Raw genomic sequence first — 19,730 nt, forward strand, 5'->3', positions numbered from 1 at the left:
TCCCTACTCCTCGAAAATCGTCTCGCCGCGCAGCACGGTGCGCCGGCAGACCGGCCGCTGCGGCACCGCGCCGTCGACGTCCGGCAGCAGCGCCGGCAGACCGTCCTGCACCCCGCCCGGGGTGTCCCAGGTCGCGAACGTGGCCTGCGCGCCCGGCGCCAGCACCCCCGCGTCACCGACCGCCGCGGCCCGCCAGCCGCCCCGGCTGCTCGCCGCGAACGCCGCCCGCACGCTCATCCGGTAGACCGGGTTGCGCGGCGCCGCCGCGGCCAGCACCACCGCCCACGGGTCCAGCGCGGTGACCGGCGAGTCCGAGCCGAACGCCAGGGCCACCCCTGTCGCGTGCATCGCCCCGATCGGGTTGGTGGCCAGGGCCCGCTCGACGCCGAGGCGCTGCGCGTACATCCGGTCGGTGCCGCCCCACAGCGCGTCGAAGACCGGCTGCACCGAGGCGATCACCCCGAATTCGACCATCCGCGCGATCATCGCCTTGTCGATCAGCTCGACGTGCTCGATGCGGTGGCTGCCGTCGCGCAACCGGTCCACGCCGACCTGCTTCGCCGCGATCGCGAAGCCCTCCAGCACGGTCTCGATGGCGGCGTCGCCGATCGCGTGGAAGCCGCCCTGGAACCCGATCCGCACGCAGTCCAGCAGGTGCTCGCCGACCTGCTCGGCGGTGAGGAACGCCTCGCCGCAGCCGTGGTCGCCGTCGAGGTAGGGCTGCCGCACCGACGCCGTACGCGACCCGAGAGCCCCGTCGGCGTAGAGGTCGCCGGCCGCGCCGTGCGCGTGCAGGTCCCGGGCCCGCTCGGCGCCACCGAGCTCCCCCCAGTAGCCGAACACCTGCGGCAGGCCCTGCCCGGACAGCGCCAGCACCGACGCGAAGTCGGCCTCGCTGGAGGTGCCCGGCCCGCCGCACTCGTGCACCGCGGCGATGCCCGCCGCGGCAGCCCGGCGCAGCGCCGTCGTCTGCGCCGCCGTGCGCTGCGCGGCCGTCAGCGAGCCGAGCGCGACCGCCCGGACGGCGTGGTGCGCCTGCTCGCGCACCCAGCCCGACGCGTCGTACCCGGCCACCCCGGCCGCGGCCGGCAGCAGCGCCGACGAGGCCAGCGCCGAGTGCACCGACGCCTGCGACAGGTAGACGCGCCGGCCACCGGCGGCCCGGTCCAGCTCGGCCGCGACCGGCGGCGTCTGCTCGGCCCAGGTCGACTCGTCCCAGCCGTGCCCGTGCACCACGCCGTCGGCCGGGCGGGTGGCCGCGAACGCGGCGACCGCGTCGAGCAGTTCACCCGCCGAGCGCACCCCGGACAGGTCGAGGCCGTCGAAGGCCAGGCCGGTGTCGGTGGCGTGCAGGTGCGCGTCGACGAAGGCCGGCGTGACGAGGGCGCCGTCCAGGTCGACGGTGCGGTCGGCGGCGGGCGCGTCGGCGCTCTGGCCGAGCCACGCGATCCGGCCGTCGCGGACCAGCATCGCGGTGGCGCGCGGGTCGGCGGCGGAGTAGAAGCGTCCGTTGAGGTAGCGAACCGAGGGAAGTTCCGTCATGGCGTCAGTCTGCCGCCAGACGGGCCTCGAAGAGGGCACGCACCGCGGGTGTCTCGCGCAGCAGCCCGACCGCGAACTCGGCGTGCCCGGGCACGTAACCGTTGCCGACCAGCATCGTCACGTCGGCGGCGAGGCCTTCGGCACCGAGCGCGGCCGCGGCGAAACTGGTCGCCATCGAGAAGAAGATCACCGTGCCGCCGGGCGCGGTCGACAGGATCGCGCCGTGCTCGCAGCCGGGCACGTCCACGCAGACCACCGTCACGTCGGCGGCCTCACCCAGCGCCGCGGCCACGGCGACCGCGTCCCGGGCGTCGGCGACCGCGATCCGGTCGGCCAGCCCGGTCGCCGCCAGCGCGTCACGCTCGGCGTCGGAGACGACCACGGCGAGCGTACGGGCACCGGCCCGTCGCGCCGCCGCCAGGGACAGCGACCCGCTCTTGCCGGCGCCGCCGAACACCGCCACGGTCGGCGACCGGTAGCCCCGCACCACGCGGTCCACCAGCGCCGGAGCGCCGCACACGTCGTAGACGGCCAGGGCCAGTTCCGGCGCCAGGTCGTCGGGCAGCACCCCGACGATCGAGCGGCCGAACAGGATCGCGGTGCCCTCGGCCGGCACCTGCTCGCTCAGCCCGTCCCAGCCGGCCAGCCCGTCGGTGATCCGCAACGGGGTCAGCGTCAGCGAGACCAGGGTGGCGACCGCGTCGCCCGGTTCGACCGGCAGCGGCGACCGGGGACCGACCTCGTCGACCACGCCGATCAGCATGCCGCCGGACCCGGTGACCGGGTTGTGCATCTTGCCGCGGGTCGCGACGATGCCGAGCACCTCGGCCCGGATCGCCGCGCCGTCCCCGCCGTGTTTCTGCGACAGCTGCCGGTAACTCGCCGCGTCCAGGTTGAGCCGCCGCACCCGGATCCGCACCTCGTCCGGCCCGATCTCGGGTGAGGCGTCGAGGCGCCAGGCCGCCTGCGGCAGCACGCCGGCCGGTTCCAGCACCCGGCTCAGCCCTGTGGAATCCGTCATGCGACCCCCTCCTCACGTAAAACAATCGTCCCGGACCGCAGTCTTACCGTAAATCCTCCGTCAACATGGTGACTAGACCGCAGAATATCCGTTAGCGTGGGTGGCCAGCCGACGAAGCCTGGAGGAGCCGTGCTTTCTGTGGGACAGCCGTACGAGTACCGGCGCCGAGAACTCGTCGAGCCGGACTGGACCCGGTTCCCGGGGTGGAAGGACGTCACCGCCGAACAGTGGCGGTCCGCGCAGTGGCAGCGGGTCAACTGCGTGAAGAACGCCAAGCAGCTGCGCGCCGTCATGGGTGACCTGCTCGACGAGACGTTCTACGCCGACCTCGACACCGACCAGCAGCGCCTCGCCACCATGTCGATGCTGCTGCCGCCGCAGATGCTCAACACGATGGTCCCGGACCGCGCACCCGACACCGCCGGCTTCTACGCCGACCCGGTGCGCCGCTACATGCTGCCGGTCGCCACCGACCGCCAGCTCGACTGGCCGTCACACCCGCACGCCAGCCGCGACTCCCTGCACGAGCACGACATGTGGGTCGCCGAGGGACTCACCCACCGCTACCCCACCAAGGTCCTCGCCGAACTGCTCAGCACCTGCCCGCAGTACTGCGGGCACTGCACCCGGATGGACCTGGTCGGCAACAGCACCCCGACGGTGTCGAAACTGCGGCTGCTGGAGAAGCCCGTCGACAGGTACGCCGCCCACCTCGACTACCTCAAGGCGCACCCCGGCGTCCGCGACGTCGTGGTCTCCGGCGGCGACGTGGCGAACGTGCCGTGGAAACAACTCGAGGCCTACCTGATGGGGCTGCTGTCCGTGCCGACCGTGCGCGACATCCGGCTCGCCACCAAGGCGCTGATGGGCCTGCCGCAGCACTGGCTGCAGGACGACGTGGTCGAGGGCATGCACCGGGTCGCCGTCACCGCCGAACGGCGCGGCGTCAACCTGGCCGTGCACACCCACGTCAACCACGTGAACTCGCTGACGCCGCTCGTCGCGCGAGCGGTGCGCACCCTGCTCGAGGTCGGCGTCCGCGACGTGCGCAACCAGGGCGTGCTCATGCGCGGCGTCAACGCCACCACCGGCGACCTGCTCGACCTCTGTTTCGCGATGCAGGGCGAGGCCGGCATCCTGCCGTACTACTTCTACATGTGCGACATGATCCCGAACGCGGAGCACTGGCGGGTGCCGGTCTGGCACGCCCAGCAACTCCAGCACGACCTGATGGGCTACCTCCCCGGGTACGCGACCCCGCGGATCGTCTGCGACGTGCCGTTCGTCGGCAAACGCTGGGTGCACATGGTCGCCGACTACGACCGGGAGCACGGCATCTCGTACTGGACCAAGAACTACCGCACCTCGATCGAGGCACAGGACGACGAGGCCCTGTCCAAGCAGTACGCCTACTACGACCCGATCGACACCCTGCCGCGCTCCGGGCAGGACTGGTGGCGCAAACAGGCCGGCGCCTGAGAACAGGGCCCCGCTGTGGGGCCCTGTTCCACGCCGCTCAGCTGAAGGCGTCCCGGACGTCGCGACCGGCGTCCTTGACGTGCTCACCGGCCTGCTTCGCATGCGCCCGGCCCGCCTGCGCCTCGCCCTCGGCGTAGAGGCGCTGGTTGCCCGTCACCTCGCCGGCGCCCTGCTTGGCCTTACCGGTCAGTTCCTCGGCCTTGTTCTTGACCTTGTCGGTGAAGCTCATCAGAACCCTCCTCGGTCGTGCCGTCAACCCGATCCAGTGCCCGATCACGCCCGATTTGAAACGGAACGCACTCGCGGTACGCCCTCGCCGCACCGGCAGGTAGCTAAGATCCATCGACGTGACGAACTCCCACGCCGGATCGTTCGGGGCGGCCGCGGCCGCCTACGAGCGCGGTCGTCCCCCGTACCCTCAGGAGGCGCTGGACTGGCTCCTGCCCGGCGGCAAGCCGCGGGTCCTGGACCTCGGCGCCGGCACCGGCAAACTCACCCGCCACCTCCGCGACCGCGGGCTCGACGTCGTCGCCGTCGACCCGTCCGACGGCATGCTGGCCGAACTCGGACGCGCCCTGCCCGGCGTGCCCGCACACCGGGGCAGCGCCGAGGACATCCCGCTGCCCGACCAGTCCGTCGACGTCGTGCTGTGCGCGCAGGCCTGGCACTGGGTGGACACCACGCGGGCGCTGCCCGAGATCGCCCGGGTGCTCGCGCCCGGCGGCCGCCTCGGCCTGATCTGGAACGTCCGCGACGAGCGAACCGCATGGGTACGCCGGCTCGGCGCGATCATCGGCAACGCGGAAATGGACCGGTCGCCCCGGATCGAGGCACCGTTCGGCCCGGTCGCGACCGCGACGTTCGGCTGGACCCATCGCATCAAGGCCGGCGAACTGCGCGACCTCGTCGCGTCCCGCAGCCGGATCATCCTGATGCCGGCCGACGAACGCGCCGCGGTGCTCGCGCAGGTCCGGCAGCTGACCGCTACACACCCGGCGCTGGTGGGACGGTCGTCCTACGAGTTGCCGTACCTGACGCAGTGCGCGCAGGCGTCGCTGCTGCCGTCGCTCTGAGCCCTTCCGCCCCGGTCTTCTGCCGCGCCCGCTCTGTCGTGGCCGGCCCTGTCGTTACCAGCCCTCTCGTCGCCCGCTTCGGCGGCGCTGTTCTCACCGCGCCGATGCCGGCCGTGATGACCAGCGCGATCGCCAAACCCTCCAGCGCGGTCAGCGGCTGATCGAGCAGCAGGAAACCGGCGAGCGCCGCCACCGCCGGACCCAGGCTCATCAGCACCGCGAACGTGGTCGTCGGCATCCGGCGCAACGCCAGCATCTCCAGGGTGTACGGCAGGACCGACGCCAGCACCGCCACCACCGCGCCCATCGCCAGCACACGCGGCTCCAGCAGCACCCTGCCCGCGCCCGCCACCCCGGACGGCAGCGTGATCACCGCGGCGGCGACCAGGGACAACGCCAGGCCGTCGGTCTTGTGGAAGCGGTGCCCGACCCGGGCACTGAGCACGATGTACGCCGCCCACATCACCGCCGCCCCCAGTGCGAACGCGACACCGGCCGGATCGAGGCGGCCCAGCCCGGCACGACCCAGCAACACCACCCCGGCCAGCGCCAGACCGGCCCAGAACCAGCTGCTGCGCCGGCGTGCCGTCAGCACCGACAACGTGAGCGGGCCGAGGACTTCCAGTGTCACCGCCGTACCCATCGGAATCCGGTCGATCGCCAGGTAGAACAGCGAGTTCAGCCCGGCCAGCGCCAGCCCGAACGCGCCGATCGACAACCAGTCACCCCGGTCGTACCGGCGCAGCCGCGGCCGGCTCACCGCCAGCAGCACCAGCGCCGCGATCGCCAGCCGCAACGCGACCACCCCCGGCACGCCGGCCACCGGGAACAGCCGGGCCGCGACCGCACCGCCGAACTGCAGGGACAGCACGGCACCGAGAACCATCATCGTCTGCACGACTCCACCGTCGCGCCCCTGCGGCCGGCACGGAAATGCCGCTTCGGCCGCGGTTATGCTCCCAGGTTATGACGGTGGACGTACGGCACCTGCGCGCCTTCCTCGCCATCGCCACCACCGGCGGCATCACCCGTGCCGCCGCGACACTGCACGTCACCCAGCCGGCCCTCTCCCGCACGCTGCGCCAACTGGAGAACCATCTGGGCGTACGCCTGATCGACCGCTCCACCCACCACCTGCGACTCACCGCCGCCGGCCAGGCCTACCGCCCGCGCGCCGCAGCCGCCGTCGCCGCCGTCGACGAGGCCCTCGACCCGTCCCGCGCCGGCACCTGGCCACTGCGGCTGGGCCACGCCTGGTGCGCGCTCGGCGAACACACCACCACCCTGCTGCGCCGCTGGAAACAGGACCACCCGCACACCCCGCTCGACCTGCTCCGCATCGACGAACGCGACGCCGGCCTGACCCGCGGCGCCGTCGACGTGGCCATCATCCGAGGCCCAGCCTCCACCGCAGCCCTGCACGCCGCCGTTTCCGGTGCCGCAGCTCCCGGCGCCGCCGCTTCTGATGCCGTCGCTTCCGGTGCCGTCCCTTCTGGTGCCGTCGCTTCCGGTGCCGCCGGCCGTGTCCGGACCCTGGCTCTGACCACTGAAGCCCGGATCGCCGCCGTGCCGTCGGACAGCCCACTCGCCACCCGCACCCGCCTCACCCTCGCCGACCTGCTCGGCGAGCTGATCGCCGTGAACACCGTCGCCGGCATCACCGACCTCTCCCTGTGGCCCCCGGGCGCGGCACCGGCCGGCACGGTAGAAGTCACCAACACCGACGACTGGCAGGCCGCCGTCATCGCCGGCCGCGCCGTAGGCGTCACCTCCACCGCCACCCCGCTGATGTACGCCCACCCCGCCATCACGTACATCCCCATGCCCGACGCGCCCGCCGTCACCGTCCACCTGGCCTGGACCGACCCACCCAGCCACCCCGCCGTCCCCACCCTGGTCACCCTGGCCCAGCAGGTCATCCCCCGTTCACCCTGACCCGACCGGTCCCCCATCAACCTGGCCGGCAGGTCCCCTCCGGCCGCCGCCCAGCCGACACCGCCCGCGCACCACCCCGGGCCCTTGATGGCCCCGATGGCATCGGCCGCGGCCGTCCATGGCGAGATGTTGATCTGCTAGCGATGCAAAATCGCGGTCATAGCCCCATGATCACAGCGATTTCGCATCGCTAGCAGATCAACACCGTCACGCGGACCGAACGCAGCGGACCGCGGCGACCGCGAGTGAGCCGAAGGCGAGAAACACCACGCCGCACTCCTTTGCCGCGCCGCCGCCGCATCGGCATCCTGCCCAAGGCCCCATGCCCTACCAGCACAAACAGGTAGAAAAGCTCACGCTCGCTGTTGCAAAGACCGCCTGCCGGGGAGACCGCAGGACGTGCGGCGCGGGTGGGCGGCCTCGCGGTAAGGGCGCGGCCAGGCGTCGGGTGCAGCGAATGCGTCAGCCGACGGCGGCGCGGAGGGACCAGGACGTGCGGCGCGGGTAGCCGGGGAGGGCTGTCCGGCCGGTCGCCCACAAAAGGACCTCGCCAGGGTCGCCGGACGGGGTGCCAGGGAAGAGCCGGCGCAGGACGGCGGCACTCAGATCGGCCGGTGGGCGCCAGTCGAGGCCCAAGCCCGACGCGATGTCGTAGGTGTGCACGAGAATCTCGTTCACCCCGAGCGCCGCGAAACCGGACGGGTCGGTCGGCCCCCAATGCCAGGCGCGCGCGTCGGGGGCGGCCGCGCGCAGCGTCACGGTGAGGAGGGCGGCACACGCTCCGACGATCCGGAGAGTGTCCTCCGGCGTGGCTTCGGGGCGGATCACCAGGTCGAGCGGCAGGTAGGAGTCGGGGGCGCGGGCGGCGAGCTGCGTGGCGTACGCGATGAGGTCGTGCCCGATGTGTCCGGCCGTTTCCCGGCAGCTCCAGTCGAGGCCACCGGCGGGTACCTCCCAGTCGGCAGCTTGGTGCGGCACCAGGGTCCGTTGCAGCTCGGCGACGGCTTGTTCGACGTAGTCCGCATCCATACCCGTCAGCCTGCCAGTCGAGCGCCGCCCAGCACACCGCCTTTCGGCATCCTAGGAGGCTAGGTTGGGGTCATGGCATCGGCGGGCCTGGCCGAGGAGCCGCAGCGACGTCGCCGGGCGGGCAGACCGGGCCGCGCGCGGCCGACAGCGCGCGGCCCGGCAGCGATGGAGGCATGCCGGCCTGCACACGAGGCGCAGCGATGGACCCAAGCCAGCCCGTACACGACGCGCAGCTATGAACGCATGCTGGCTCATGCACGGCGCGCAGTGAAGAACGCAAGCCAGCTCGTGCACGGCGCGCAGTGAAGAACGCAAGCCTGCGGCGCGCGCCGATGGACAGGCCGGCGAAAGCCCCGCCGGCGACGAAGCCGCCGCCGCGCTACGAAGCCTGCGGCGGGGGCGGCGGCGGGGCGATCCGGGGTGGGCGGTTCTCGTACGGCGTGGAGAGGACCACCGTCGTCCGCGTCGTCACGTTGGCCGCTGTCCGGATGTCCTGCAGCAGGCGTTCCAGGTCGGCAGGGCTCTTGACGCGGACCAGGAGCATGTAGAAGTCCTCGCCGGCCACCGAGTAGCAGGAGTCGATCTCGGCGAGGTGGGCGAGCCGGTCCGGGGCGTCGTCGGGCTGGGAGGGGTCGAAGGGGCGGATCGCGACGAAGGCGGTCAGTGGCAGGTCGAGCGCCTCGTAGGAGACTCGCGCGGTGTAACCGGCGATGACGCCGCGCTGTTCGAGGCGCCGGACCCGCTGGTGCACGGCGGAGACGCTGAGGCCCACCCGTTCGGCCAGGTCGGTGTACGACAGCCGGCCGTCCACGGTGAGCGCCGACACGATCGCCTGGTCGATCTCTTCCACGGTGACAACCCTACGGGAGGGTCGTCACCCCAGAAGAGAGCGGGCGATCACCATGCGCTGGATCTGGTTGGTGCCTTCGACGATCTGGAGCACTTTGGCTTCCCGGAACCAGCGCTCGGCCGGGTGGTCGCTGACGTATCCGGCGCCGCCGAGGACCTGGACGGCGTCGGTGGTGACCCGCATGGCCATGTCGGTGGCGAACAGTTTCGCCTTGGCCGCCTCCATCGAGAAGGGACGGCCGGCGTCCTTGAGCCGGGCGGCGGCGAGCAGCAGCGCGCGGGCGGCGGAGATCTGCGTGGCCATGTCGGCGAGCATGAAGCCGAGGCCTTGGAAACGGCCGATGGGCTGGCCGAACTGGGTGCGTTCCCGGGCGTACCCGGTGGCGTAGTCCAAGGCTCCCTGCGCGAGCCCGACCGCGCAGGCCGCGATGCCCAGGCGCCCGGCGTCGAGGGCCTGCATGGCGATGGCGAAGCCGCCGCCGTCCGCACCGACGAGTCGTTCGCGGGGGACCCGGGCGCCGTCGAGCACGATCTGCGCGGGCGCCGACGAGCGCAGACCCATCAGGCGTTCCGGCTGCTGCGGCAGCAGGCCGGGGGTGGTGGCGTCGGCGAGCAGGCAGGAAATGCCTTTGGGGCCGGGCCCACCCGTACGGCAGAAAAGGTTGTAGAAATCGGCCTGGCCGCCGTGGGTGATCCAAGCCTTGGTGCCGGTGACGACCCAGGCGTCGCCGTCGGCGGTGGCGCGGGTGGTGAGCGCGGCCGCGTCGGAACCGCCCTGCGGCTCGGAGAGGGCGAACGCGCCCAGCAGTTCACCGCCGAGCATGTCGGGCAGCGTTTTGCGCTGCTCGTCGGTGCCGAAGTGGGCGACCGGCAGGCAGGACAGGGTGTGCACGCTCACCGCTTCGGCGATGCCCAGCCAGGTGCTCGCGAGAACTTCGAGGACCTGCACATAGACCTCGTACGGCTGACCCGCGCCACCGTCGGCCTCCGGATAGGGCAGCCCGAGCAGCCCGGACCGGCCGAGCGTGCGCAGGACCTCGCGGGGGAACTCGCCGCGTGCCTCGAAGTCGTCGACCTTGCCGGCGAGTTCGCGGGTGACGAGCTCGTGGGTGAGGTCGAGAAGGTCGTGGGCCTCGGGGGTGGGAAGCAGTCGATCCACGGTCATGCGCTGAGCTTAACGAACGTTCAGCGGTCGCCGGGAGTCACCAGGCCGGTCTCGTACGCCAGGACGACGGCCTGCGCCCGGTCCCGCAGGTCCAGTTTGGCGAAGATCCGGGCGACGTGGGTCTTGACCGTCGCTTCGCTCAGCACGAGTTCCGCGGCGAGCTCGGTGTTCGACAGGCCACGCCCCAGCAGGGTCAGCACCTCGCGCTCGCGGGGCGTCAGGGCGGTGAGGTCGCGGTGCACCACCGGCGGGTCGCCGCTGCCGGCGAACCGCTGCACGAGCCGGCGGGTGATCGACGGCGCGAGCAGCGCGTCACCGGTGCCGACCAGGCGCACCGCCCCGGCCAGGTGGTCGGCCGTCACGTCCTTGAGCAGGAAGCCGCTGGCCCCGATCGCCAGCGCCGTGTAGACGTACTTGTCGAGGTCGAAGGTGGTGAGCATCAGCACCCGGCAGCCCGGGTCGCGGGCCAGGATCTGCCGGGTCGCCTCGAGGCCGTCCATGCCGGGCATCCGGATGTCCATCAGCACCACGTCGGGCCGCAGGCGCCGCACCGCCTCGACGGCCTCGACGCCGTCCGCGGCCTCCCCCGCCACCGTCACGCCGCGCGCGGTCAGGATCAGCCGGAACCCGGTGCGGATCAGCTCCTGGTCGTCGACGATCAGCACGCGCGGCTCACTCATGCGGAATCCTCGCCCGCACCCGGTAACCACCGCCGAGCCGGCGCCGGGCGTCCAGGTCGCCGCCGTAGACCGCGACCCGCTCGCGCAGGCCCAGCAGGCCACGGCCGGCGCCGTCGCCGCCGGCGGCCGGCGCGGAACCGGTCAGCACGCTCGGGCCGGTGGTCAGCACCTCGACGCGCAGGGCCCGGGGCGCGTAGCGGATGGTGACCTCGGCCTTGCCCCCGCTGCCGTGCTTGAGCGCGTTGGTCAGGGCTTCCTGCACGATCCGGTAGGCGGTCGTGCTGATGCCCGCCGGCAACGGCCGCGCCTCCCCGGAGACCCGCACCTCGACCGGCAGCCCGGCGAACGCGACCCGGTCGACGAGCGGCCCGAGCGCGTCGAGGGCGGGCTGCGGCACCAGCTCGTCGTCCCCGTCGGGGTTGAGCACGCCGAGCAGATGGCGCAGCTCGGTCATCGTGTCGCGACCGGCCTTCTCCACGGCGGCCAGCGCGGTGAGCGCCTCGTCCGGCAGGGTGCGCAGCACCTCGCGCGCCGCCGACGTCTGCACGATCATGACGCTGACGTTGTGACTGACGATGTCGTGCAGCTCGCGGGCGATCCGGGCGCGCTCGGCCTCCACGGCGGCGCGGGCGGCGCTCTCCCGCTCGCGCTCCAGCAGCCAGCCCCGCTCCCCCATCGCCCGCTCGTGCCGGCGCCGGGCCCGGCGCAGCGCGACACCGAACGGCACCGCGACAGCGAGCGCCGCCACCACCGCAGTGATCGCCACCGCCACCGCCGTCCCCATGCCGCCACCCTGTCAGAACGGCGCCAGCGGCACATCATCCCCGGCGCCTACATCCCGGGGCGTACGCCGCCGCCAGGTTGCATCCACCGGCGGATGCCTGCCGGGTACGGCGTAACTACCGTTCCCGGCATGACCGAGAAATCGACGGTGGTGCGCCTCGACGGCGTCCGCAAGGAGTACGGCGACACGGTGGCGCTCGACGACGTCACGCTGGAGATCCGGGCCGGCGAGGCGGTGGCCGTGATGGGCCCGTCCGGCTGCGGCAAGTCGACCCTGCTCAACATGATCGCCGGGCTGGACCGGCCGACCGCCGGGGAGATCACCGTGCACGGCCAGCGGCTGGACACCATGAACGAGACCCGGCTGGCGCTGTTCCGCCGGCACCACCTCGGCATGATCTTCCAGTTCTTCAACCTGCTCGACGACCTGTCGGCGCTGGACAACGTGGCGCTTGCCGCGCAGCTCACCGGCAGCTCGGCGGGCACTGCCCGGCGCCGCGCGCTGGAACTCTTCGGCGAACTGGGCATCACCGATCGGCGCGACGCCCACCCGGCCGCGCTCAGCGGCGGCGAGCGGCAGCGGGTCGCAGTGGCCCGGGCGCTGATGAACCGGCCGGCGCTGCTGCTCGCCGACGAGCCGACCGGCGCGCTGGACAGCCGGGCCGGTGAGCAGGTGATGGACCTGCTGCTCGACCTCAACCAGATCGGGCAGACGCTGCTGATCGTCACCCACGACGAGCGGCTGGCCCACCGATGCGCGAGCCGGCTGATCGAACTGGCCGACGGCCGGATCGCCCGCGAGTCCGCCCTGGAGCGGCTGTGAGCGCCGTCTGGACGGCCTCCCGCAACGCGGTGCGGCGCCGCCGGCTGCAGACCTTCGTGATCTTCCTGGTCGTGCTGGTCTGCACGGTCACCGCCCTGCTCTCGCTGGCCCTGCTGGACGCCTCGCGGTCACCGTTCCAGCGGGCGTTCGAGGGCCAGCGCGGGGCGCACGCCGTCGTCACCTACGACCCGGCCCGGGTCACCGGCGCGCAACTGGTCGCGGCCGGCTCTGGCGTGCAGGCGGCGGCCGGGCCGTTCGGCCAGGTGATCGTGGAGCCGGAGAAGGGCACCGGCCCGTTCTTCAGCCGGCCGATGACAGTGGTCGGCCGCGCGGACCCGGGCGGACCGGTGGACCGGGTGGACCTGTGGAGCGGCCGCTGGCCGCAGACCCGTGGCGAGATCGTGCTCAACGTGCCGCCGCAGCCCGCGGCGGAGTTCCGGCTGGGTCCGCTCGGCCGGGCCACCGAACTGGTCACCCCGGACGGCGCGCTGCGGGTGGTCGGGCACGCGTTCACGGTCAGCGGCTCGGCGGACGGCTGGGTGACGCCGGAGCAGGTGGCGGCCCTGAAGCCGACCGGCACCCAGATGCTCTACCGGTTCACCGGGGACGTCTCCACCCGCGCGGCGCTCGACGCCCGCCTTGCCGGGGTGACCACGGGGCTCCCCGGCGACGCGCTGCTCGCCGCCCAGCCGTACCTGGTGATGAAGGAGAAGGCGGCCGCGACGCCCGGCGTCTACCTGCCGTTCCTCGGCACCTTCGGGCTGCTCGGCCTGCTGGTCACCGTGATCATCGTGGGCAACGTGGTGGGCGGCGCGGTGATCTCCGGGTACCGGCACATCGGGGTGCTCAAGGCGCTCGGCTTCACCCCGCGTCAGGTGGTCGCCGTCTACCTGACCATGGTGTCGGTGCCCGCGGTCGCCGGTACGGTCCTCGGCACCGGGCTCGGCCTGCTGGCGGTGCGGCCGGTGCTCAGCGACACCTTCCGCGGGCTGGGCTTCGGGGAGCAGTCCGGTGTCCGCGCCTGGGTGATCGTGAGCGTGCTGGTGGGCGTACCCGCCCTGGTCCTGATCGCGGCGCTGCTGCCCGCCCGGCGTGCCCACCGCCTGCCCGCCGCGCAGGCGATAAGCGCCGGAAGTGCGCCGCGGCGGGGCCGGGCGCTGCGGGTGCAGCGGGCGCTGAGCGGGTCCCGGCTGCCACGCGCCGTCAGTCTCGGTCTGGGCATCCCGTTCGCCCGGCCGGCCCGGACCGCCCTGACCATGGCGTCGCTGCTGCTCGGCGTCGTCACGGTGACGTTCGCGCTGGGGTTGTCCGACTCGGTCACCCGGATCGACGAGGTCGGCTCCCGCTCGTCCGGCGAGATCGGCGTCCGCCCCTACCAGGGCGACCAGCATCCGGTCACCGGGCGTTCCGACACCGAGATCGAGCGGATGCTGCGTGACCTGCCCGGCGCCGCGCGGGTCGGCGTCGGGGTGGCGCGCGAACTGTCCGTCGCCGGGCAGAGCGAACCCATGCAGATCAACTTCGTGCGGGGCGACATCCCGGAGATGGGGTACGAGGACCAGCTGTACGAGGGCCACTGGATGACCTCCGACGACCAGCTGGTCCTGCCCACCCAGCTGCTCAACGAGCGGGGCCTGCGGATCGGCGACCGGGTGACCGCGTCGCTGGACGGCCGGTGGACCACGTTCACCGTCGTCGGCGAGACGATCCGCGGCCTGCCCGGCCCGGAGGGCGCGTTCGCCACCTGGCGCGACTTCCCGCAGCTCGGCCCGCAGGCCTACTTCTACCAGGTGCAGACCGCCGAGGGCACCGACCTGGCCGGGTACGTGGCCGCGGTGCGCGCCGCCGACCCGGGGCTGGACGCCTGGGACAACACCGGCGGCGACGCGTTCGGCACCATGGTGGCCGCGTTCTCCGCCCTGCTCGCGCTGCTGCTCGCCACGGTCGCCGCCCTGGGCGTGCTCAACACGGTCGCGCTCGACGTCAGCGACCGCCGCCGCGACCTGGGCATGCTCAAGTCGATCGGGATGACGCCGCGGCAGGTGGTGACCATGATGATCACCTCGATGGCGGCGCTCGGCCTGGCCGCGGCGGCGATCGGCATCCCGCTCGGCCTGGGCGCGCACCGGCTGGTCCTGCCGCTCTCCGCGGACGCCGCGAAGATCCGCCTGCCGGAGTACGTGATGCAGGTCTGGGACCCGGCGACGCTGGTCCTGCTGGTGTTCAGCGGGGTGGCGATCGCGGTCGTCGGCGCACTGCTGCCGGCCCGCCGCGCCGCCCGCCTCACGATCGCGCAGGTGTTGCACAACGAATAGGGTGGTCGGCGTGACTCGACCACTGCTGGCCGTCGACGCCCCCAGCCTGTATTTCCGGGCCTTCCACGGCATCCCCGAGAAGGCGGCACAGACGCCGGCCGGTGAGCCGGTCAACGCGATCCGCGGCTTCCTCGACATGCTCGCCCAGCTGATCCGCACCCGCCGGCCGGATCGCCTCGTCTGCGCACTCGACGCGGACTGGCGACCGGCCTGGCGCGTGGAGCTGGTCCCGTCGTACAAGAAGCACCGGGTCGCGCACGGCGCGGTCGAAGAGGTGCCGGCCTCGCTGGAACGGCAGGTCCCGGTGCTGCTGGAGGTGCTCGCCGCGGTCGGCATCCCGGCGTACGGCGTACCCGGTTACGAGGCCGACGACGTGCTCGGCACCCTCGCCGCGACACAGCCGGCCCCGGTCGAGGTGGTCTCCGGTGACCGTGACCTGTTCCAGCTCGTCGACGACGCCCGCGGCACCCGGCTGCTCTACTGCGGCCGCGGCGTGGCCAAGCTGGAGGACGCCGACGAGGCCCTCGTCCTGGCGAAGTACGGCGTGGAGGCCCGCTGGTACGCGGACTTCGCGGCCATGCGCGGCGACCCGAGCGACGGCCTGCCCGGGGTGGCCGGGGTGGGCGAGAAGACGGCGGCCCGGCTGATCGAGCGCTACGGCGGTGTCGAGCAGATCCTGGCGGCGCTCGACGACCCGGCGTCCGGTTTCGCCCCCGGTGTCCGGCTCAAGCTGGACGCCGCCCGCGACTACCTGGCGCGGGCGCTGCCGGTCTGCAAGGTCGCCCTGGACGTACCGCTGCCCGCCTTCGACCCGGTCCTGCCGAAGGCGCCCCGCGACGAGGAAGCCCTGCTCACGCTCGCCGAGCGGTGGAATCTGGCCGGTTCGGCGCGGCGGCTGGTCGACGCACTGGCGGGCTGATTTCCTTAAGTCAGCGGGCCAATCCTCCGATACGCCTGACGGTCACCCCGTCATCGGATCGGAGTACGCATTGTCGACGCGGGCTGTTCGCGCGTGCTTCGCCGCGTGGATCGTGGCGCTCACCGGGCTGTACTACGCACTTCCGGACGCGCACCTCTACACCTGGGCGGCGCTGGGCTACTCCTGCGCCGCCATGGTGCTGGTCGGCGTCCGGCTGCACCGGCCGTCCCGCCGCCTGCCGTGGTATCTGATCAGCGTCGCCCTGGTGTCCTTCACCACCGGTGACAGCTGGTACAACCTGGTCCTCGCGCTCGGCCGGACGCCGGGCTTCCCCGGTCTGGCCGACCTGTTCTTCGTGCTTGTCTACCCGCTCCTGACGGCCGGTCTGCTGATCTTCGTGCGGGCCCGGTCCGGTGGCGGTGACAAGGCGGCGCTGCTGGACGCGCTGGTGCCGACCGTCGGGCTCGGCCTGCTCGCCTGGGTCTACTGGATCGCGCCGTTCACCCGCTCGGCCGAGCTGACACTGCTGGAGAAGGTCGTCTCCATCGGCTACCCGCTCGGCGACGTGCTGGTCCTCGCGATGATCCTGCGGATGCTCACCGCCGCCGGCAAGCGCCCGGCCGCGGTCAGCACGATCGGCGTCGCCATGATCGGCCTGCTCGTCTCTGACGTGTTCTACGGCCAGTCGCAGCTCAACAGCGCCTGGGAACTGGGCGGGCCGGTCGACTTCGGCTGGATCGTCTTCTACTCGCTGATGGGCTTCGCCGCCCTGTCGCCGTCGATGGCCACACTCACCCAGCAGGTGCAGCCGTCCACCGCCGAGGTCGGCATGGGCCGCCACCGGCTGTTCTGGCTCAGCGCCGCCGCGCTCATCGCGCCGGCCGTGCTCGCCTTCGAGTACGCGCAGGGCCGCGAGGTGGAGATCGCCCGCGACGGGGTCGTCGACGCGCCGATCATCGCGGCGGCTGCGGCCGTCATGTTCCTGCTGGTCCTGGCCCGCGTCGGCGACCTGGCCCAGGCCCAGCGCCAGGCCGGCAACCGGGAACGGGTGCTGCGCGAGGCCGGCACCGAACTCTTCGCCGCCACCACCGAGTCCGAGGTCGCGGGCGGGCTGCGCCGGGCCGTACTGCGCCTGATGCCGGCCGGGGAGCCGTACCACCTGCAGGTCATCCCGCCCCGCTCGGGCGCCGCCGAGGTGGACCTGCGCTGGATGCCGGCGGCCGACCTGCCCGACCCGTTCACCAGCGGCCGCTTCCCGAACGTGCTGTTCGCGACGATCCCGATGGCCGGCGAGCGGCACGGCATGTTCATCCTCGGCGCCCCGGACACCGTGCTGCGCGCCGTCCGCCCGTCGCTGGAAGCCCTGATCGCGCAGATCGCGGTGGTGCTGGAACGCATCGGGCTGACCGCCGAGGTGAGCCGCCGGGAGGGTGAGGCGTACTTCCGTACCCTCATCCAGAGCACCGCCGACGTCATCCTGATTCTCGACGGGGACGGCAGCATCCGCTACGCCAGCCCGTCCGCCGACGCCCTGTTCGGCTGCGGCGACCCGACCGGCGGCACGTTCGCCGAGCTCATCGCCGCGGACGCGCAGCCGGCACTTGCCGACATGCGGGACCGGATGGACCGCGGCGCCGGCGAGCTGGACGGGCTGGCGCTCGCCGCCCACCGCGGCGACCGGCGGGTGGAGATCGAGTGCGACGTGCGCGATCTTCGAGCGGATCCCACCGTACGGGGACTCGTCCTCACCATGCGGGACGTGACCGAGCGCCGGCGACTCGAGGACGACCTCACCCACCAGGCGTACCACGACTCGCTGACCGGCCTCGCCAACCGCGTGCTGTTCCGCAACCGCCTCGAGCAGGCGTTCGGCGTCGCCGAGCGCGGCGGCGCCTCCCTCGGCGTGCTCTTCGTCGACCTCGACGACTTCAAGGAGGTCAACGACACCCTCGGGCACGCCGTCGGCGACCAGCTGCTGATCACCGTGGCGCAGCGGATCTCGGCGACCATCGGGTCCGGGACCGCGGCCCGGATGGGCGGCGACGAGTTCGCCGTGCTTGTCTCCCCCACCGAGAACCCCGAGGACGTCGCCGCACGCCTGGTCGCCGCGCTGGCCGCGCCGATCGAACTGGCCGACGGCGAAGGCGGCACCCACCTGGTCAGCGGCGCCGCGAGCGTCGGCGTCGCCACCAACCAGGACGCCGAAAACGCCACCGAGATGCTGCGCCACGCCGACCTTGCGCTCTACCTGGCCAAAGGTCTGGGCAAGGGCGGCTGGCAGCGGTACCAGAGCGACCTGCACACCGCGATGGTGCAGCGCCTGGAGATGCGCACCCAGCTGCTCGAGGCGATCGAGGGCGAGCAGTTCGTGCTCCAGTACCAGCCGATCGTCGAACTGGCCGACCAGCGGATCACCGGCGTCGAGGCGCTGGTCCGCTGGCAGCACCCGGCGCGCGGGCTGCTCGGGCCGTACCACTTCGTCGAGGCCGCCGAGGAGAGCGGCGCGATCGTCGGCATCGGCACCTGGGTGCTGCGGGAGGCGCTGCGTCAGTTCGCCGCGTGGCGGGCCGACAACCCGTCGAGCACGCTGCGCTACGTCAGCGTCAACGTGTCGGCCCGCCAGTTCCGGACCGCCGACTTCGTCGACGTGGTCCGCACCGCCGTGGCCGACGCGGGCGCCCGGCCCGAATGGTTGCTCCTGGAGATCACCGAAAGCCTGGTGCTGCGGGACGCCGACAAGGTGGTCGCCGACCTGAAGGCTCTGCGCGCCATCGGGGTACGGGTGGCGATCGACGACTTCGGTACCGGGTACTCGTCGCTGAGTTACTTGCGGCAGATGCCGGTAGATGTGCTGAAGCTGGACAAGTCGTTCATTGACGACGTTTTGCACAGTCGGCAGCAGCACGCCCTGGTCGAGGCGATCGTGACGCTCGCCGGCAACCTGGACCTCGCCGTCGTGGCCGAAGGCATCGAGGAGGCCGGGCAGCACGCGGCCCTGGACAGCATGGGTTGCCGGTACGGCCAGGGCTACCTGTTCGCCAAACCGCAGTGGCCGGCGGACATCCCGCCCCTGACCGAGGCCTCCAGAAGCCTGGCCGCCCTGAGCTGAAGCCCGCTGCCGCCCATCGCCGGCCTTCGCTGCTCCGAGTGGGGCCGTAGCCCGTTTGTCAGCCGGATCGTTGACACTTCCGGCAGACAATCGAGCGTTCCCGCGCGGGTGGTGACCCGGATATGCACTGGCGCGGAGGACCGGTGAAGGGCAAGGTCGCAGTTGTGCTGAACAATCCCGTATGGGCCGCCCTCGACGGGCCACAGGCCTGTTTCGCCGAGGCCGCCGGAGACGCCGCCCGATACCACCCCGACATCGCGCCGTTCGGCGCGCTGCGCGACAACGCCGACCCGGCCGCCTGGCGCGACCTGGCCACGATCACCGACGTCGCGGTGCTCGTCGGCCGCGCCATCGCCCCGCAAGCCGGCTGGCAGACCGAACAGGTGCTGCCCGGCGTCCAGATGATCGGCCAGAGCATGACCGGCGTCGAGGACCCCGACGCGGTGGCCCTCACCGAGGCCGACGTCCCCGAGATGCTCGACCTGGTCGCCCGCGCCCAGCCCGGCCCGTTCCGCAAGCGCACCGTCGACATGGGCCGCCACCTGGGCATCCGCGACAACAACGGCCGCCTCGTCGCGATGGCCGGCGAACGCTTCCGGATGCCCGGCTGGACCGAGGTGAGCGCCGTCTGCACCGACCCCGAGTTCCGTGGCCAAGGCCTCGGCGCCCGGCTCACCCTGGCCGTGGCCGCCGGCATCCTCGCGCGCGGCGAACTGCCGTTCCTGCACGTACTGCAGGACAACGAAAACGCGATCCGCCTTTACGAACGGCTCGGCTTCGAACACAGCGGCGAGGTCGTCTTCACGTCCTTCCGCAAGCCGTAGCCGCCCGGCAGCGCAGCCCGGCCCTCACTCCTTCCGCGAGCCGGAGCCGCCCGGCAGCGCAGCCCGGCCCTCACTCCCTCCGCAAGCCGGAGCCGCCCGGCAGCGCAGCCCGGCCCTCACCTCCCGACCCAGGCCGAAGCCCGCCGGCAGCGCGGCCCTTACTTCCCAGCCCAGGCCGTGAACC

The 19,730-nt window shown here is 72.7% G+C and carries 17 protein-coding genes; 8 read left to right on the forward strand and 9 right to left on the reverse strand.

Annotation, left to right across the window (positions count from 1 at the left end; all coding sequences use genetic code 11):
* Nucleotides 1–3: 3 nt before the first annotated feature.
* Both LPA41_RS12905 and LPA41_RS12910 read right to left on the reverse strand, forming a co-directional pair.
* Nucleotides 4–1,542, reverse strand: coding sequence for an amidohydrolase (locus tag LPA41_RS12905; protein ID WP_229070366.1), 1,539 nt, complete (start codon nucleotides 1,540–1,542; stop codon nucleotides 4–6).
* A gap of 4 nt (nucleotides 1,543–1,546) precedes the next feature.
* Complete coding sequence (locus LPA41_RS12910) at nucleotides 1,547–2,563, reverse strand: L-erythro-3,5-diaminohexanoate dehydrogenase (RefSeq protein WP_229070367.1); 1,017 nt, start codon at nucleotides 2,561–2,563, stop codon at nucleotides 1,547–1,549.
* A gap of 84 nt (nucleotides 2,564–2,647) precedes the next feature.
* On the opposite strand from LPA41_RS12910, the gene LPA41_RS12915 reads away from it, so the two are divergent.
* Complete coding sequence (locus LPA41_RS12915) at nucleotides 2,648–4,042, forward strand: KamA family radical SAM protein (protein ID WP_229070466.1); 1,395 nt, start codon at nucleotides 2,648–2,650, stop codon at nucleotides 4,040–4,042.
* Between the two features lie 37 nt (nucleotides 4,043–4,079).
* On the opposite strand, the gene LPA41_RS12920 is transcribed toward LPA41_RS12915, so the two are convergent.
* Nucleotides 4,080–4,271: a CsbD family protein gene (locus LPA41_RS12920; protein ID WP_229070368.1), complete on the reverse strand. Its 192-nt coding sequence runs from the start codon at nucleotides 4,269–4,271 to the stop codon at nucleotides 4,080–4,082.
* Between the two features lie 118 nt (nucleotides 4,272–4,389).
* Here LPA41_RS12920 and LPA41_RS12925 point away from each other — a divergent pair, with 118 nt between their 5' ends.
* Nucleotides 4,390–5,115 carry a class I SAM-dependent methyltransferase gene (locus LPA41_RS12925; RefSeq protein WP_229070369.1) on the forward strand — a complete coding sequence of 242 codons (726 nt, stop codon included), beginning with the start codon at nucleotides 4,390–4,392 and terminating at the stop codon, nucleotides 5,113–5,115.
* Here the strand turns inward: LPA41_RS12925 and LPA41_RS12930 are convergent.
* Entirely contained in the window at nucleotides 5,027–6,004 is a 978-nt protein-coding gene (locus LPA41_RS12930) for a DMT family transporter (protein ID WP_229070467.1), read from the reverse strand. The two genes, LPA41_RS12925 and LPA41_RS12930, sit on opposite strands and share 89 nt — an antisense overlap.
* A 77-nt stretch (nucleotides 6,005–6,081) precedes the next feature.
* On the opposite strand from LPA41_RS12930, the gene LPA41_RS12935 reads away from it, so the two are divergent.
* A complete protein-coding gene (locus LPA41_RS12935) occupies nucleotides 6,082–7,050 on the forward strand; it encodes a LysR family transcriptional regulator (protein WP_229070370.1) in 969 nt (322 codons plus the stop codon).
* Between the two features lie 462 nt (nucleotides 7,051–7,512).
* Here LPA41_RS12935 and LPA41_RS12940 read toward each other — a convergent pair whose 3' ends face one another.
* The 5 genes from LPA41_RS12940 to LPA41_RS12960 all read right to left on the reverse strand — a co-directional run bounded on the left by LPA41_RS12940 (nucleotide 7,513) and on the right by LPA41_RS12960 (nucleotide 11,557).
* Nucleotides 7,513–8,079, reverse strand: coding sequence for a maleylpyruvate isomerase N-terminal domain-containing protein (locus LPA41_RS12940; RefSeq protein WP_229070371.1), 567 nt, complete (start codon nucleotides 8,077–8,079; stop codon nucleotides 7,513–7,515).
* Nucleotides 8,080–8,458: 379 nt separating this feature from the next.
* A complete protein-coding gene (locus LPA41_RS12945; RefSeq protein WP_229070372.1) occupies nucleotides 8,459–8,929 on the reverse strand; it encodes an Lrp/AsnC family transcriptional regulator in 471 nt (156 codons plus the stop codon).
* 24 nt (nucleotides 8,930–8,953) lie between these two features.
* Nucleotides 8,954–10,093 (reverse strand): acyl-CoA dehydrogenase family protein, encoded by a 1,140-nt coding sequence (locus LPA41_RS12950; RefSeq protein ID WP_229070375.1) that lies wholly within the window; start codon nucleotides 10,091–10,093, stop codon nucleotides 8,954–8,956.
* Between the two features lie 20 nt (nucleotides 10,094–10,113).
* Complete coding sequence (locus LPA41_RS12955; RefSeq protein ID WP_229070376.1) at nucleotides 10,114–10,773, reverse strand: response regulator transcription factor; 660 nt, start codon at nucleotides 10,771–10,773, stop codon at nucleotides 10,114–10,116.
* Entirely contained in the window at nucleotides 10,766–11,557 is a 792-nt protein-coding gene (locus LPA41_RS12960; RefSeq protein ID WP_229070377.1) for a sensor histidine kinase, read from the reverse strand. The genes LPA41_RS12955 and LPA41_RS12960 overlap by 8 nt, the downstream gene beginning before the upstream one ends.
* A 129-nt stretch (nucleotides 11,558–11,686) precedes the next feature.
* Here LPA41_RS12960 and LPA41_RS12965 point away from each other — a divergent pair, with 129 nt between their 5' ends.
* The 5 genes from LPA41_RS12965 (at nucleotide 11,687) to LPA41_RS12985 (ending at nucleotide 19,546) form a co-directional block, all read left to right on the forward strand.
* Nucleotides 11,687–12,379 carry an ABC transporter ATP-binding protein gene (locus LPA41_RS12965; RefSeq protein WP_229070379.1) on the forward strand — a complete coding sequence of 231 codons (693 nt, stop codon included), beginning with the start codon at nucleotides 11,687–11,689 and terminating at the stop codon, nucleotides 12,377–12,379.
* On the forward strand, nucleotides 12,376–14,694 hold the full coding sequence (locus LPA41_RS12970; protein WP_229070381.1) for an FtsX-like permease family protein: 2,319 nt from the start codon (nucleotides 12,376–12,378) through the stop codon (nucleotides 14,692–14,694). Before LPA41_RS12965 ends, LPA41_RS12970 begins: the two co-directional genes overlap by 4 nt.
* A 10-nt stretch (nucleotides 14,695–14,704) precedes the next feature.
* Nucleotides 14,705–15,613, forward strand: a complete 909-nt coding sequence (locus LPA41_RS12975; protein WP_374238154.1) for a 5'-3' exonuclease H3TH domain-containing protein — start codon at nucleotides 14,705–14,707, stop codon at nucleotides 15,611–15,613.
* Between the two features lie 70 nt (nucleotides 15,614–15,683).
* Nucleotides 15,684–18,722 carry a bifunctional diguanylate cyclase/phosphodiesterase gene (locus LPA41_RS12980; RefSeq protein WP_229070384.1) on the forward strand — a complete coding sequence of 1,013 codons (3,039 nt, stop codon included), beginning with the start codon at nucleotides 15,684–15,686 and terminating at the stop codon, nucleotides 18,720–18,722.
* Nucleotides 18,723–18,886: 164 nt separating this feature from the next.
* Nucleotides 18,887–19,546, forward strand: a complete 660-nt coding sequence (locus tag LPA41_RS12985; RefSeq protein WP_229070386.1) for a GNAT family N-acetyltransferase — start codon at nucleotides 18,887–18,889, stop codon at nucleotides 19,544–19,546.
* The last annotated feature ends 184 nt before the right edge of the window (nucleotides 19,547–19,730 follow it).

The organism is Actinoplanes sp. DH11, from assembly GCF_020873875.1.
GTDB lineage: Bacteria > Actinomycetota > Actinomycetes > Mycobacteriales > Micromonosporaceae > Actinoplanes.

Excerpts from the sequence above, each read along its gene's own strand:
- LPA41_RS12965 (WP_229070379.1), top strand. The coding sequence starts at position 11,687 with ATGACCGAGAAATCGACGGTGGTGCGCCTCGACGGCGTCCGCAAGGAG.
- LPA41_RS12940 (WP_229070371.1), bottom strand. The coding sequence starts at position 8,079 with ATGGATGCGGACTACGTCGAACAAGCCGTCGCCGAGCTGCAACGGACC.
- LPA41_RS12960 (WP_229070377.1), bottom strand. The coding sequence starts at position 11,557 with ATGGGGACGGCGGTGGCGGTGGCGATCACTGCGGTGGTGGCGGCGCTC.
- LPA41_RS12905 (WP_229070366.1), bottom strand. The coding sequence starts at position 1,542 with ATGACGGAACTTCCCTCGGTTCGCTACCTCAACGGACGCTTCTACTCC.
- LPA41_RS12935 (WP_229070370.1), top strand. The coding sequence starts at position 6,082 with ATGACGGTGGACGTACGGCACCTGCGCGCCTTCCTCGCCATCGCCACC.
- LPA41_RS12950 (WP_229070375.1), bottom strand. The coding sequence starts at position 10,093 with ATGACCGTGGATCGACTGCTTCCCACCCCCGAGGCCCACGACCTTCTC.
- LPA41_RS12930 (WP_229070467.1), bottom strand. The coding sequence starts at position 6,004 with ATGATGGTTCTCGGTGCCGTGCTGTCCCTGCAGTTCGGCGGTGCGGTC.
- LPA41_RS12910 (WP_229070367.1), bottom strand. The coding sequence starts at position 2,563 with ATGACGGATTCCACAGGGCTGAGCCGGGTGCTGGAACCGGCCGGCGTG.
- LPA41_RS12955 (WP_229070376.1), bottom strand. The coding sequence starts at position 10,773 with ATGAGTGAGCCGCGCGTGCTGATCGTCGACGACCAGGAGCTGATCCGC.
- LPA41_RS12920 (WP_229070368.1), bottom strand. The coding sequence starts at position 4,271 with ATGAGCTTCACCGACAAGGTCAAGAACAAGGCCGAGGAACTGACCGGT.